Consider the following 13,524-nt stretch of genomic DNA (forward strand, 5'->3'; position numbering starts at 1 on the left):
GAAAGGGCTCTTCTCACCCCTCGGCGCGAAGGATTCGGATTCCTCGGACCGGATTGTCTGCAACAAGAGGCAGCTCCTCCGGCGGACCGGAATTCCGTCCGTAGCATCACCCCGAGCAGGCTCATGACCACGACAAAGACAGGGAAAACCCCTATGACCGACGCCATGGAGATGCCGGCGACCTGCCCCGTAGCCCCCCGCGGATGGCCCAACCCGCTGCTCACCGAGTACGGTCAGGTGCCGGCGGGCCGGCCGCTGACCCAGGTGACCATGCCGTCGGGCAGCAAGGCGTGGCTCGTCTCCCAGCACGACCACATACAGCGGCTGCTGGCCGACAACCGGTTCAGCGTGGAGCCGCACCCGACGTTCCCCATCAGGTTCCCGGCGCCGCAGGAACTGCTGGACATGATCGCCCGGGACTCGAAGAACCTGCTGGTGACCATGGACCCGCCGCGGCACACCAGGGTCCGGCAGATGGCGCTGCCCGACTTCACCATCAAGGCCTCCGAGAAGCTGCGCCCCCGGGTCCAGGAGCTCATCGACCGCTACCTGGATCGGATGGAGGAGGCCGGCGGCCCGACCGACCTCGTCCAGGCCCTGGCCCTGCCGCTGCCGGCCCAGGTGATCTGCGAGATGGCCGGCATCCCCGAGGCCGAGCGCGACGTGTTCACCCGCAACGCCGCGATCATGGTCGGCACGCGCCACTCGTACACCATGGACGAGAAGATGGCCGCCAACAACGAGCTGATGAAGTACTTCGCGGCCCTCGTCACCGAGAAGCAGCAGAACCCCACCGACGACATGCTCGGCAACTTCATCACCCGGGCCGGCCGGACCGACGAGTTCGACCACCACGGTCTGACGCTGATGACGAAGATGCTGCTGCTCGCGGGCTACGAGTTCATCGTGAACCGCATCGCGCTCGGCACCCAGACGCTCCTGGACCACCCCGAGCAGCTCAAGGCCCTGCAGGCCGACCCGGCCGGGCTCATGCCCAAGACCGTGAACGAGGTGCTGCGGCACTTCAGCATCGTCGACGAGATCATCGCCCGTGTGGCGCTCGCCGACGTGGAGATCGACGGGGTGACCATCAAGGAGGGCGAGGGCATCCTCGTACTCAAGGGCCTCGGCGACCGGGACCCCGCCAAGTACACCGACCCGGACGCCTTCGACATCCACCGCGACTCGCGCGACCACCTGGCCTTCGGGTACGGCGTCCACCAGTGCCTCGGCCAGCACGTGGCCCGGCTGATGATGGAGCTGTGCTTCACCTCGCTGTTCGCCCGCTTCCCGGCGCTGCACGTGGTCGGGTCCGACGAGCCGATCGAGCTCGTCGACGGGCTGCCGCCGGTGCACAAGCTCGTGGTCGGCTGGTGAGCGGGATGCGGGTGCACGTCCACCCCGACCGCTGCATCGGTGCCGGCCTCTGCGTGATGAGCGCGCCGGCGGTCTTCGACCAGAACGACGACAGCGGCCTGGTCGTCCTGCTCGACGACAGCCCCGCGGGCGCCGACGCCGACCACGCGCGCAAGATCGCCGAGCACATCTGCCCGTCGAAGGCCATCCGGATCACCGGGGGCTGAACCTGCCGGGCGGCCTTCGCTCCCCGGGTGCGATCAGAGGTCACCCGACAGGCGCCGGGCCGCCCGCACCCCGGCTCGCGGGTCCGTCGCCGTACACACGACGACGGGCCCGCCTCTGTGCCCGAACCCGACACCTCCATACGCCCGCACCCTTCCGCGGTGCCGGCCGTCGACCAGAGTGGACCGCACACATGACAAGGCTCAACAGCTGGAAGGTGCTCAGGGCCGGCGAGGGCTCCGGCCTCGTCCTGGCCGTCGACTTCGCCACCACCGGGCGGCCCGACTCCAGCTTCTCCGACCTCGTCCCGCACCTCGACCCCCGGCTCACCGTGTGGGAGACCAGGCAGCCCGACACCGGCGACGGGATGTCCGCGGCGGACTACGTCGAGCGGTGGGACCGCCAGGTCCAGGACAGCGGCCACACCGTCCGGGCCGTGCTCGGCTACTGCGCCGGCAGCGTCTTCGCGGGTGAGCTGGCCGCCAGGGTGGCGGCCCGGCAGGAAGAGGCGCCCCCGTTCGTGATGTTCGACCCGGAGGTGCCGACACCGGCCGCCCTGGACCGTGACTTCGCCGCCATGATGGGCCAGTTCGCCTCGGTGCTCTCCGCCGACGAGGTGACCGCCGCGCGACAGGCAGCCGCGGCGGCGCGGGTGAGCACCCCCGACTTCGCCGCCTTCGGTGACGAGCTCGTGCGGATCTTCCGGGAGCAGGCCGGGGCCGCCTTCGCCCGCGAGGAGCTCGACACGGACCTGCTGGAGGAGTTCGCGGCGGTGTTCCGGTCGTTCGTGTCGTATCTGGACGCGGCCCGGGGCATCGATCCGACGGCCGCCTGGCGCACCGCGACCGCGGTCAACTCACGGCAGCCGACCGAGGGGGCCCTGCTGGCCGCGCGAAGCGTCCAAATTCCCGTCGAACACGCCGACATCCTGCGCAGCACCCTGACGGCCGACGCCGTCACGGGGATCCTCTCGGCCCACGCGTCCTCCTGACAGGCGCCGGGGCGGACCACCGCCCCGGCGCCCGCCGCCCCGGTGTCAGGGAGCCGCCGCCGTCCTGTCGACCCGTTCGCGCGGCCGGCTCGACCCGATGAGCGCGCCGACCGTCATGACGCACCGTCCGCCGTCCCAGGTCTCCCCGGAAACGAAGACGTTGTCCGACATCAGCCGGTCGACGCGCACCACATGACGCAGCACGGCCCCGGGCCGGACCTCGCCCGCGAAGCGGCAGTGCCGGAACGCCGCCGCGACCTGCACGCCCTCGGTGGTGCCGCTCGACAGCCACAGGAGCACGGAGGACTGCCCGAAGGACTCCAGCATCAGCGTCCTGGGGTACATGTACCGGGACAGCGGCAGGCCGTCCTCCATCGACCCGTAGCAGGGCTCGGACCCGGAGACCGCCTTGACCGTCGTGATCTCCCGGCCGGGCTCGAAGGCCTCCACCCGGTCCACCAGCAGCATGGGGTGGCGTACGGGCAGCCGGTCCAGGATCGCGGTGTAGTCGGGTCCGGACGCGGTGACGGCCACCGGGGGCGGCCCGCCCGCGGGCACGAGGGCGTCGGACACGAGGGCGTCCCGCCCGCCGAGCACGACCTTCGCGGCGACGACCGGGACGCCGTCCTGGCGTACCCCGTCCGCGGTGACCCGCCACCGTCCGTCGCCGGCCTCGGTGGCCGTGACGTCAAGCCGGATCTCGTCGCCGCCCTGCATGGGTGCCAGCCACCGGCCGGAGGTGACCTCCACCAGGTTCAGCGGCTCGTCGCCGCCGGTGAGTACCGACACCGCCTGCCGGAGCCCTTCGAGGACGAAGACGGCGGGCAGCAGGGTGAGGCCGGGGAAGTGCCCGGCCATGTACGGGTCCTCGGCACGGACCGTCTTGAACAGGCGGAACCGGAGGCCCGGTCCGCCGGGGCACACGTCGATCCGGTCGTACGCGCGCAGCGGGGTCGCGAAGGTGTGCCGACCCCCGGGAGCCCGGCCGGTCATATGAACCACACGTGGTCGTACGCGGGCCAGCGGCGCGCCAGTTCCGCCGGGCCGATACAGGTGGTGCCCGGCAGCAGGTCCCCGGGGCCGAATCCGAGCGCGGCGAGCGCGTCCCCGTCCACGAAGACCTCGAAGCCCGCGTCGACCAGGTCACGTACGGAACCCCGGTAGTCGGGGAGCCCGTCCAGGGTCGTCGAACCGAGCCTCAGGGAGGGTACGTAGGCGTGTTCCTCGACCGCCATCGTCACCGTCGCGCCGCGCAGCGCCAGATGGACGTGCTCGAACTGCTTGTGCAGGTCGAGCAGTCCGTACAGGGGGTGGAAGAACTGGACCTCGACCGCGCCCCGGTAGGCGCGGTCGATGACGCAGAGCACGCGTCGGCGGGGCTCCACCCGGCGGGTCGTCATCAGGCTCCTCCGAGGTACAGCGTCTGCTTGGCCGCGTCGACGGTTCCCGCCAGCCGGGCCGGCGATCGGTGCCGCACGTGCGGGATGTGGTGGATCGCTCCGCGTTCCGCGGTGCACGCGGTGCACGCGATCCAGGCGAAGCGGCCGTCGCTGTCGGCGGTCAGCTGCCGGACGATCGCCGAGGAGGAGGGGTAATGCCCCTCGGGGTCCCGGGTGTTCGGCAGCTTGGTGTCTCCGAAGGTGTCCTGCGTGAGCATGTTGGCGTAGCCGCACGCCCAGACCCGGACGGACCCGCCGTTGTGGAGCACCGCGTGCGAGAGCCGCAGCGCCGAAGTCACCACGTCGCTGGAGTGCGGGGCGGCGGTCATGATCAGGAGTAGGTCCCACACCCGGCGCTTCATCGGGGTCCCCATCAGTGCCACACACCTCTGCAGTCGTCCTCGGCCAGGGCCGCCGCGACGGTCTCCATGCCGGCGAGCCTCACGTGCGGCGACAGCCTGGTGCCGCCGAGCGCGCGCTGCGCCGCCGAGAAGTCGTCCACCAGGATCTCGACCCCGGCCTCGGCGAGCCGCTCGATCTCGGGCACGTCGGTTCCGGCCGCGCTGAGCACCCCGTCCTCGACGAGGTAGACCCGCACCCGGTGGCCGGCTCCCGCCAGCGCCACGGCGTCCAGGAGGAAGGTGCCCGCGTTGGGTCCCGCCCAGGTGCCCTTGCTCTCGATCAGGAAGTAGGAGCCGCGGCTCCCGGCGTCGTCCGTACGGTCCGGCCGCGCGTCCATCAACCGCTCAGCTTCCGGCTGAGCAGTGCGCGGATGTCGGGGAACGTACGGAGCTTGATGAGCTCCTCCTCGGGGATCCTGATCTCGTAGCGCTGCTCCAGGGTCACGGCGAGCTCCAGCGCCACCACCGAGTCGACACCCAGCTCCTCGATGAGCAGTACGTCGTCGGTCAGCGCCGAGGACTCGACGTCCAGGGTGTCCGCCACCATGTCCCGGAGCTCCGACGTGTCCAGCGTGATTTCGGCACTCACCGGATTCCCTTTCATTCGGCTATTCATCTCGTCTCCGCTTCATTCGGTGTTCACTATTCGAATTGACGGAGCCGACGGATCGCCGCCGATGGTAATGCAGCATCCGGAAGGCGGTGGAGATGCCCGAGTGATTGCTGCAGGTACTTGCAGGCGCAACGGTGTCCGGGTATTACCGAGTGCACCCTGGTCCGGTATCGGTCGCATTGTTTTTGCACTGTTCGAAGAAGTGGGGTGCGTCAGTGGCGGTCGTCGTCACGGGTCTGGGAGCGGTGACCTGCTTCGGCAGCGGCGTCGACGCACTGTGGGAGGGGCTGCTGCGTGCCGACGGCCGTCCGGTGCCCGCACCGGACGCCTGCGGTCTGCCCGAGCACCCGCGCCTGTACGCGGCCCCGGCCGGAGACGCCACGACCGGACGCACCGGCGCGCTGGTGGTCGAGGCGGTCGCCGAGGCGGTCGCCGATGCCCGGCTGAGCGGTGACGACCTGCTCTCCGCCGGCCTGACCGTCGGCACCTCGCTCGGAGACATCGACCTCGCGGAGCGGCAGGGGCCCGGCCGTCGGCTCGCGACCCACGGGGTGGCCGCGGTGGTCGCCGACCGTTTCGGCATCGGCGGCTGCGGCCACACCCTGTCCACCGCCTGCTCCGCCGGTGCGTACGCGGTGGGCTGGGGCGCCGACCTGATCGAGACCGGGCAGGCCGACATCGTCGTGGCCTGCGGCGGCGACGCCTTCTCCCGGGTGGCGGTCGGCACGCTGCACCGGTTCGGGCTGCTGGACCCCGACTGCTGCCGCCCCTTCGACACCGATCGCGCGGGCATGGTCACCGGTGAGGGCGCGGCCGCCGTGGTGCTGGAGTCGGCCGAGTCCGCCCGGCGCCGGGGTGTGGCGGTTCAGGCGGTGCTCGCCGGGCAGGGCTGGAGCTGCGACGCCCACCATCCGATGGCCCCGGAGCCGACCGGCGGACAGCTGCGGCGCGCGGTCGCCCAGGCCCTCGCCACCTCCGGCCCCCCCGGAGCCGTCGTCCTGCACCGTGCCGGGGTGGCGCTCAACGACTCCGTGGAGAGCACCGCCGTCGGCGAGGCCGTGACGGCCGCCGGCGGCGACATCGCCGGTACGGTCGGCTACGCGCCGAAGGCGGTGATGGGCCATACCGCGGGCGCGGCGGGCGTGTTCGGCTGTGTGATCGCCGCGCGGATGCTGCGCGAGGGCCTGGTGCCGCCCAACGCCCATGTCACCACCGTCGATCCCACCTGCCCGATGGACGTCCCCCTGGCGGGGCCCGTCCCCCTGCCCCGTCCGACCGTGCTGGTGAGCGGCACCGGCTTCGGCGCGAACAACGCGGTGCTCGCCTGGGAGGCCGGCGCATGAACGTATGGCTGACGGGTACGGGCGCGGTGGCGGAGGAGCCCCGGGCTCCGTCGGCGGGCCGGGACCCGTCCTGGTTCGACCCCGCCGAACACCTCGGCCGGCGCGGCTGGAAGTACTACAGCCCGGCCACCCGCTACCTGCTCGCCGCGGGCCACCAGGCGCTCGGCAGGCGCCACGACGACCCGCCCCTCACCGGCGGCCCGAGCCTGCGCCTGGGCGTCGTCACGGGCACCCAGTACGCGATCGCCCACGCTCATCGCAGGATGGACGACACCCTGCGTACCGAGGGCGTCCGGGGCATCAGTCCGGCGGAGGTGCCCGCGTTCTCGATGAGCACCCCCGGCAGCCAGCTCGCCATCGGTACCGGTGCCCGGGCGTTCTCGGTCACGCTGACCAATCCGGTCACCGCCGGCCTGGAGGCCGTGCACTTCGCGCTCACGGCGCTGCGTACCGGCCGTGCCGACCGGGTGGTGGCCGCGGCCACCGACCAGGCGCCCGACGGGGACCGGCAGCACGACGCCGCCGCCGCCGTCGTGCTGTCGGCCCCGGACCCCGCCGACCCGGCCGACGGGGCCGGCGCGCTGGCCGAGATCACCGGCGGGCTCTCCCGGTTCGTCGTACGGGGCGCCGACGGCGGCTGGGAACCGGCCGCCCTCGCCGCGGCCTGCGGACGCGTCGCCGCGCTGGCCGCCGGCGCGCACGGTCTGCGGCTCGTCGTCAGCGGACCGGCCGGCGCCGCGCGGCTGGGAGCCGCGACCCGCGACGCCGTCGCGGCGGCGGTCGCCGGGGCCGGGGGTTCACTGCGCGACCCGGCCGGGACATTCACCGAGGCCAGGCACTGCACGGTGTCGGGAATTCTGGAGCTGATCGCGCTGGCCCGGGAAGGAGGGCCCGCGCTCGTGGTGTCCCTCTCCGATTCCGGGCATCTCACCGCCGTGGCACTACGCGGTCCCGCGCAGCCTTGATTTCACCATCGCTTCGAAAAGAATATGCCACCGAAAAGGCATATGGCTTTTGACCGCCCATCACCACCCGGATATCATTCCGATCATGACACTGATGGCGGTGCGATCGACCTCCCGAATGATCAGGATGCGCAGGATCTGCGGCTACGGCACCGTCATTTCGGTCATGCCGTACATGCTGATCAAAATCGCCTGGACATTCGGTCTCTTCCTTCCGACCGAGGAAATGGGCGAAGCCGACTGGCGTGCGATCAACGCGACGACCGCCGTGCTCGCGGCAGTGGGAATTCTGCTGGCGACGGCATTCGTCCGGCCGTGGGGCGAGCGGCTTCCCGCGTGGCTGGTCGTCATACCCGTCTGGGTGGGCACCGGCCTGCTCGTCCCCATGCTGCTCCTGGCGCCGGTGCTCGGCCCGGCCGCCATGTCCCGGGACGAACAGGCGGAGGCCTCCACCGACCTTTGGGCCTACGAACAGACCTTCGTCATGATCTCGCTGGTCGGTGTGGGCATCGGCCTGCCCCTCGCCCTGGCCGGCTACGCGAGGGCGCGGTGGCCCGAGGCCCTGAGCGGTCCGGCCGACCCGGGGGAGGCCCCGGGAAACACCCTGGCGCTGCAGACCACCGTGGCCCGGCTGCTCGCGGCGGGCTGTGTCGCGCTCGGTGTCGTCAAGGTGTTCTGGGCGGCGGGAGGGGAAGCGGGGCTCGACGCGGGCAGCCTGGCCCACCGTGACATGTGGTGGCACCTGCTGTCGCTGAGCACGGGGGTCTGGGCGTTCGCCGGGGCCTGGGGGCTCCTGGCACTGACGAGCCGTCGGGGTCCGAAGAGGTTCCTGATCCCCATGGCGGTGTCGTGGATCTCCTCCGGCATGCTCTTCTCGTACAGCCTCTACGGCCTGCTCACGAACCTCGGCACGAAACGGCCCGCACCCGAGAGCGAGTTGGCGCACCTGCTGGCCGGCCAGGCCGGCACCGTCCTGGGCGTACTCATGGGCATGGTCATCCTGCTGGTCCTCCACGACCGCCGGCGGGCCCTGCGCGGGGCCGCCTGAACCGCCCGGCCCCGCAGACGGACGACGCCGCGCCGACCCTGTCGGCGCGGCGTCCCGCGTACTACGGCCGCCCCGCGTGGGGGGCGGCTCCGGTACACCATCTCGGCAGCCCGGCCCACACGTCCGCCTCGTAGAAGTGCCCGCCCGGCAGCTCGAACGCCTCGAAGCCCGCGTCCGCCAGGGACTTCCAGTCCCGCTCCACCTCGGCGAAGGGCTCGGTGTCCCCCGTGCCGTAGAGCAGTCGCAGCGGAACCGACGCCCGGGACCCCGCCGAGAAGCGGTACGACTCCGAGACCGCGAGGTCCGCACGGAGCAGTTCCACCGCGAGGGCGCGCAGCTCCGGTTCGGCGGCCACGACAGCGGGCATCTGCCCGAACTCGCGCATCCACGCGACCAGGGCGTCGTCGCTGTCGTGCGACCGGGGTACATGGGTACCGTGCGCCTGGCGCCTGTGGGGCGCCACCCCGCCGGAGACGACGAGGGCGGACGGCGTCGGGGCGCCGAGGCGTTCGAGCTCCGCCGCCGTCTCGAAGGCCAGCCAGGAGCCCATGCTGTGGCCGAACAGCGTGTACGGCCGGGCGCCGAGGCCGCGTACCGCGCTCACCACGTCGTCCCGCAGGGCGACCCAGTCGCGGGCGAACGGCACGCCGAAGCGCGCCTCCCGGCCCGGATAGCAGATCAGCGCCAACTCCACGTCGTCCGGCACGACGTCCGCCCACCGGCGGAAGGGTGCCGTGCCGCCGCCGCAGAAGCTCAGGCACACCAGCACGCGATCGGCACCCGGCCGGGGCCGGGGCCGGTACACCGCGGCGGTGGAGGATACCGTCCGCATGATCGTCCTTCCGGTCCCGCCTACTTGGCTTCGGCCATCTGGCGCACGAGACTCAGCGGGCGCATGTCGGTCCAGTTCTCCTCGACGTAGTCCAGGCAGGCCTGCCGGCTGTCCTGGCCGTGCTTCACCGTCCAGCCGGCGGGGACCTCGGCGAACGCGGGCCACAGGGAGTGCTGGCCCTCCTCGTTGACCAGGACGTAGTAGCTGGCGTCGTTGTCCTCGAACGGGTTGGTGCTCATCGTTTTCTCTCCAACGTTTCCGGGATGGGAAGAACTCATCGCGACATGCGGTCCGGTGAACGGTCCTGAATGCGGAGCGCGGTGGCTCCGGTATCAGGCGGATTCCTTCCGGACCATCGGGACAGCGGCCTCGACCGGGGATTGGGCGGTCTCGTCCTCCCTGTCCGTACGCGGGTTACGGATGTCGTTCATCAGCGTCAGGACGGCCCGTGCCGATGACAGGACCGACCGCCCGTGTCTGGTCAGCCGGACACCACTGGGATGCCGGGTGAACAATTTGAAACCGAGGGACCGTTCCAGGCACTGGATCTGGTAGGTGATCGCGGGCTGGGAATATCCGAGCTGTCGTGCCGCGGCATCCATCCGCCCGGTATCCGCAACCGAAACGAAAGCCTTGAACTCACGCTCGTGCATCACACCTCGCATTCGGCCGATATCACGGCAGGAATTCCGATGACCAGGAACGCCGTATCAAAATCCTACAGATACCGGGGGCGCCTTCCCCCCTCACCTTTCAGGAAGCTGCACCGGCGCGGAGCCGGGACGCCGCGCGCCCCCGGCCGTGTTCCGGCCGGGGGCGCGCGGTGTCCGGGTCCGACCGGCCGCTACCTGCCCTCGGAGCCGACGAGGACGTCGGAGTCCTGGTCGCCCGCCGGCTCCGCGCCGTCACGCCCGGGTGTGTCGTGGCGGTTGCCCGGCCACCAGGCCTTCGGGCCCGCCAGGGTGGTGACCGCCGGAACCAGGAGGATCCCGATCACGAACGCGCTCAGCAGGATGCCGAAGGCGACGGCGAAGCCCATCTGCTTCAGCATGGAGTTGTCGGCGAGCATCAGCACACCGAAGGTGCCCGCGAGGATGACCGCCGCGGCCCCGATGGTGGGGGCGGAGTGCGTGACGGCCTGCTGTACGGCCTCGCGCGGTTCCTTGCCGCTCCGGATCTCCTCGCGCAGCCGGGCCACCATCAGGATGTTGTAGTCCGTCCCGATCGCCACGACGAAGAGGTAGACGATCACCGGCAGCATGAACAGCAGGCCGTTCGAGCCTGTCTGGAACAGCCAGACGGTGGCGCCGAGGGTTCCGCCGAAGCCGAGGCCGACCGCGATCATCAGGTACCAGGGCGCGATGACGCTGCGCAGCATCAGCCCGAGGATGAGCATGATCGCCACCGCGGCGATCGGGAACACGAGCTTGTAGTCGCGGTTCACGGCGGTCTGGACGTCCGCGAGGACCGCCGTGCTGCCGCCGACGTACTGCTCCGTGCCCTTCGGCGCGGCCTCGTGGACGGTGTCCCGCAGTGCACCGTTGACCAGGTCCATGGCCCGGTCCTCGGTGGGGCGGTAGTCGAGCACGACGCTGTACTGCGCGACCCGGCCGTCCGGGCTGACCAGGGCGGGGGCCACCTGGTCCACGCCGTCGACGCCCGACAGTTCCTTCCCGTACGCGTCCAGTGCGCCCTTGTCGAGCTCCGCCCCGCCGGTCGCCTTCACGTAGACGAACGTCGGGTCGGACTGCCCGGCGGAGAAGCCGCTCTGGAAGTCCTTCATCGCCTGGACGGATTCCAGGTTGTCCGGGAGCGAGCTCTCGGTGTCGTACTCCGCCTTGAAGCCGAACACGCCCAGGGCCAGTGCCGCGAGGAGCACACCGGAGACACCCGCGATGGCGGCCGGCCTGCGGGCCGCGAAGCTTCCGACCCGGCCCGCGATGGCGTTGCGGGGCTGCTTGCGCCAGGCCTTCGACGGCCAGAACGCCGCCGTGCCCAGCAGCGAGAAGACGGCGGGTACGAGGGTGAGCGCGGCGACCAGGGTGACGGCGACGGCGATGGCCAGCGACAGGCCCATGCTGCTGAGCATGCCCATGGAGGACAGCAGCAGCGAGAGGAACGCGACGATGACGACGCTCGCGGCCGAGGTGATGGTCTCCCCGACCCGGCCGGCGGCCGTGGCCAGCGCCTCCTTGGGCTGCATGCCCTCACGGAGGTGTTCCCGGTACCGGAAGAGCAGGAAGAGCGTGTAGTCGGTGCCCACGCCGAAGAGCACCACGATGAGGATCGCGGAGATGGAGGACGGTGCCTCCATACCGGCGATCTCACTGGCGGTCGCGATGACGCCCATGGTGACCATGAAGACGACGCCGATGATGAGAACGGGCATCAGGGCGATCACGGGGCTGCGGAAGATGACCAGCAGCAGCACGATGATGAGCACCAGCGTGGACATCATCACCATCGCGTCGGTACTGTCCGACGCCTCCTGCGAGTCCAGCACCGTGGCGGTCGGCCCGGTGAGGCCCAGCTCCAGGTCGCTGCCGGAGAGCAGGTCCGCCGCCTCGGTGCGCAGGGTGCCGACGGAGTCGACGAGCACCTCGTCATGAGCCGTCTTCGTGGAGGCGAACACATGGACGAGGGCGATCTTCCCGTCCGGTGAGACCGCCGCCGGGTCCGCCACCACCTCGGTGATCTTGGCGAGCTTCTCGCCCTGCAGGCCGGCCGCGATCTCGCCGACCTCCTTCTTGTCGTCCGCGGTCAGCGCCCCGCCGTCGGCGCGCTGGAAGACGCCGATGGCCGCGGGCTGGCGGCTCTGCGGGAAGGCGTCCTTCTGGATCTCGACGGCGCGTACCGACTCGAAGTGCGAGGGGAGGAACTCCGCCTGGTCGCTGGTCGGTTTCAACTGTGGGGCCAGCGCGATCAGGGCAGCGGTCGCCACCAGCCACAACGCGACGACCAGCCAGGGGCGGTTCACCGAGAACCGCCCGATTCCTCGGAACATGAAAAACCCTCCACAACCTCGACCCGCGGCTTGTCCCGCCGCCGCGTACCCGTACTCGGACATTGGACCGCCACGTTCCGCAACGCGCCGATCGCCTTCAAGTAGCCGTGCAGTTACCTGCAGCGACCTCGTTCAGAGCCCTGCCCGCCAGGAGACACGGGAGGAGGGCGGCGACTCCGCGCGCCGCCACGGGGCCCGCACGGCTGCGCCGGAACCGGCAGGTCCGGGTTGCTGAAGGGCCGTGAGCAGCACCGCGACCACCGCCGCCAGCTCATCGGGGGTCGGGGATCCGTGGACCACGATCGGCCGGGATCCGCCCGGCCCGGTGCCGACGCTCACGCGGGCTGGTTCCCGTGCTTGCGCGACGGCAGGTCGGCGTGCTTGAGCCGCAGCATCGCCAGTGAGCGGATCAGCGTCCCGCGCGTCTCGGCGGGGTCGATGACGTCGTCGACCAGGCCGCGCTCCGCCGCGTAGTAGGGGTGCATCAGCTCGGCCTTGTACTCCTTGACCAGCTGGCCGCGCAGGCCCTCGGGGTCGTCGGAGTCGGCGATGCGGCGGCGGAAGATGACGTTTGCGGCGCCCTCCGCACCCATGACGGCGATCTCGTTGGTGGGCCACGCGTAGGTGAGGTCGGCCCCGACGGACTGGCTGTCCATGACGATGTAGGCACCTCCGTAGGCCTTGCGCAGGATCAGCGAGATCCTCGGCACGGTGGCGTTGCAGTACGCGTACAGGAGCTTCGCGCCGTGCCGGATGATTCCACCGTGCTCCTGGTCGACGCCGGGCAGGAAGCCGGGTACGTCGACGAGGGTGACCAGCGGGATGTTGAACGCGTCGCAGAACTGGACGAACCGCGCCCCCTTCTCGGAGGAGCGGATGTCCAGCACCCCGGCGTACGACAGGGGCTGGTTGGCCACGATGCCGACGACGTGGCCGTCCAGCCGGGCCAGCGCGCAGATGATGTTGGTGGCCCAGCGTTCGTGGATCTCCAGGAAGTCGCCGTCGTCGACGAGTTCCTCGATGACCTTGTGCATGTCGTACGGGCGGTTGCCGTCGGCGGGGACGAGGTCCAGGAGGACGTCGCCGCGGCGGTCGGCGGGGTCGTCACCCGTTACGACGGGCGGGTTCTCGCGGTTGTTGGAGGGGAGCATGCCGATCAGGTAGCGGACCTCGGCGATGCAGGTCTCCTCGTCGTCGTACGCGAAGTGCGCGACGCCCGAGGTCTCCGCGTGCACGTCCGCGCCGCCCAGGCCGTTCTGGGTGATCTCCTCACCGGTGACCGCCTTGACGACGTCCGGTCCGGTGAT

Annotated in this window: 17 protein-coding genes; 6 read left to right on the forward strand and 11 right to left on the reverse strand. The window is 71.0% G+C overall.

Features of this window, described 5'->3' with window-relative positions; genetic code table 11:
• Positions 1-153 precede the first annotated feature (153 nt).
• From ACFWVP_RS33720 to ACFWVP_RS33730, 3 genes are all read left to right on the forward strand, one after another.
• Positions 154-1,377, forward strand: coding sequence for a cytochrome P450 (locus tag ACFWVP_RS33720; RefSeq protein WP_384501831.1), 1,224 nt, complete (start codon positions 154-156; stop codon positions 1,375-1,377).
• 5 nt (positions 1,378-1,382) lie between these two features.
• Complete coding sequence (locus ACFWVP_RS33725) at positions 1,383-1,583, forward strand: ferredoxin (RefSeq protein ID WP_384501861.1); 201 nt, start codon at positions 1,383-1,385, stop codon at positions 1,581-1,583.
• A gap of 191 nt (positions 1,584-1,774) precedes the next feature.
• A complete protein-coding gene (locus ACFWVP_RS33730) occupies positions 1,775-2,572 on the forward strand; it encodes a hypothetical protein (RefSeq protein ID WP_384501833.1) in 798 nt (265 codons plus the stop codon).
• A gap of 45 nt (positions 2,573-2,617) precedes the next feature.
• Here the strand turns inward: ACFWVP_RS33730 and ACFWVP_RS33735 are convergent, their stop codons facing one another.
• The 5 genes from ACFWVP_RS33735 to ACFWVP_RS33755 are packed head-to-tail and all read right to left on the reverse strand — an operon-like array spanning position 2,618 to position 5,001.
• Positions 2,618-3,565 (reverse strand): hypothetical protein, encoded by a 948-nt coding sequence (locus tag ACFWVP_RS33735; protein WP_384501835.1) that lies wholly within the window; start codon positions 3,563-3,565, stop codon positions 2,618-2,620.
• Complete coding sequence (locus tag ACFWVP_RS33740; protein ID WP_384501837.1) at positions 3,562-3,972, reverse strand: hypothetical protein; 411 nt, start codon at positions 3,970-3,972, stop codon at positions 3,562-3,564. The genes ACFWVP_RS33735 and ACFWVP_RS33740 overlap by 4 nt, the downstream gene beginning before the upstream one ends.
• Complete coding sequence (locus ACFWVP_RS33745; protein ID WP_384501839.1) at positions 3,972-4,385, reverse strand: hypothetical protein; 414 nt, start codon at positions 4,383-4,385, stop codon at positions 3,972-3,974. The genes ACFWVP_RS33740 and ACFWVP_RS33745 overlap by 1 nt, the downstream gene beginning before the upstream one ends.
• On the reverse strand, positions 4,385-4,750 hold the full coding sequence (locus ACFWVP_RS33750) for a hypothetical protein (protein WP_384501841.1): 366 nt from the start codon (positions 4,748-4,750) through the stop codon (positions 4,385-4,387). Before ACFWVP_RS33750 ends, ACFWVP_RS33745 begins: the two co-directional genes overlap by 1 nt.
• Positions 4,750-5,001 (reverse strand): acyl carrier protein, encoded by a 252-nt coding sequence (locus ACFWVP_RS33755; RefSeq protein WP_384501842.1) that lies wholly within the window; start codon positions 4,999-5,001, stop codon positions 4,750-4,752. The genes ACFWVP_RS33750 and ACFWVP_RS33755 overlap by 1 nt, the downstream gene beginning before the upstream one ends.
• A gap of 239 nt (positions 5,002-5,240) precedes the next feature.
• Between ACFWVP_RS33755 and ACFWVP_RS33760 the strand changes: the two genes are divergently transcribed.
• The 3 genes from ACFWVP_RS33760 to ACFWVP_RS33770 all read left to right on the forward strand — a co-directional run bounded on the left by ACFWVP_RS33760 (position 5,241) and on the right by ACFWVP_RS33770 (position 8,381).
• Entirely contained in the window at positions 5,241-6,368 is a 1,128-nt protein-coding gene (locus ACFWVP_RS33760) for a beta-ketoacyl-[acyl-carrier-protein] synthase family protein (protein WP_384501844.1), read from the forward strand.
• Positions 6,365-7,333, forward strand: coding sequence for a beta-ketoacyl synthase N-terminal-like domain-containing protein (locus ACFWVP_RS33765; RefSeq protein WP_384501846.1), 969 nt, complete (start codon positions 6,365-6,367; stop codon positions 7,331-7,333). The genes ACFWVP_RS33760 and ACFWVP_RS33765 overlap by 4 nt, the downstream gene beginning before the upstream one ends.
• A gap of 85 nt (positions 7,334-7,418) precedes the next feature.
• Positions 7,419-8,381 (forward strand): hypothetical protein, encoded by a 963-nt coding sequence (locus ACFWVP_RS33770; RefSeq protein WP_384501848.1) that lies wholly within the window; start codon positions 7,419-7,421, stop codon positions 8,379-8,381.
• Between the two features lie 61 nt (positions 8,382-8,442).
• Here the strand turns inward: ACFWVP_RS33770 and ACFWVP_RS33775 are convergent, their stop codons facing one another.
• The 6 genes from ACFWVP_RS33775 to ACFWVP_RS33800 all read right to left on the reverse strand — a co-directional run.
• Positions 8,443-9,213: a thioesterase II family protein gene (locus ACFWVP_RS33775; RefSeq protein WP_384501850.1), complete on the reverse strand. Its 771-nt coding sequence runs from the start codon at positions 9,211-9,213 to the stop codon at positions 8,443-8,445.
• Between the two features lie 20 nt (positions 9,214-9,233).
• Positions 9,234-9,452, reverse strand: a complete 219-nt coding sequence (locus ACFWVP_RS33780; RefSeq protein ID WP_384501852.1) for an MbtH family protein — start codon at positions 9,450-9,452, stop codon at positions 9,234-9,236.
• A gap of 93 nt (positions 9,453-9,545) precedes the next feature.
• Positions 9,546-9,878 carry a LysR family transcriptional regulator gene (locus ACFWVP_RS33785; protein ID WP_384501854.1) on the reverse strand — a complete coding sequence of 111 codons (333 nt, stop codon included), beginning with the start codon at positions 9,876-9,878 and terminating at the stop codon, positions 9,546-9,548.
• A 179-nt stretch (positions 9,879-10,057) separates the two neighbouring features.
• On the reverse strand, positions 10,058-12,217 hold the full coding sequence (locus tag ACFWVP_RS33790; RefSeq protein WP_384501856.1) for an MMPL family transporter: 2,160 nt from the start codon (positions 12,215-12,217) through the stop codon (positions 10,058-10,060).
• Between the two features lie 132 nt (positions 12,218-12,349).
• Positions 12,350-12,556 (reverse strand): acyl-CoA carboxylase subunit epsilon, encoded by a 207-nt coding sequence (locus ACFWVP_RS33795; protein WP_384501858.1) that lies wholly within the window; start codon positions 12,554-12,556, stop codon positions 12,350-12,352.
• Positions 12,553-13,524: acyl-CoA carboxylase subunit beta (locus ACFWVP_RS33800; RefSeq protein ID WP_384501860.1), on the reverse strand; the 972-nt coding region annotated here is incomplete at its 5' end. The genes ACFWVP_RS33800 and ACFWVP_RS33795, both read right to left, overlap by 4 nt.

This window comes from Streptomyces sp. NPDC058637, assembly GCF_042717325.1.
GTDB lineage: Bacteria > Actinomycetota > Actinomycetes > Streptomycetales > Streptomycetaceae > Streptomyces.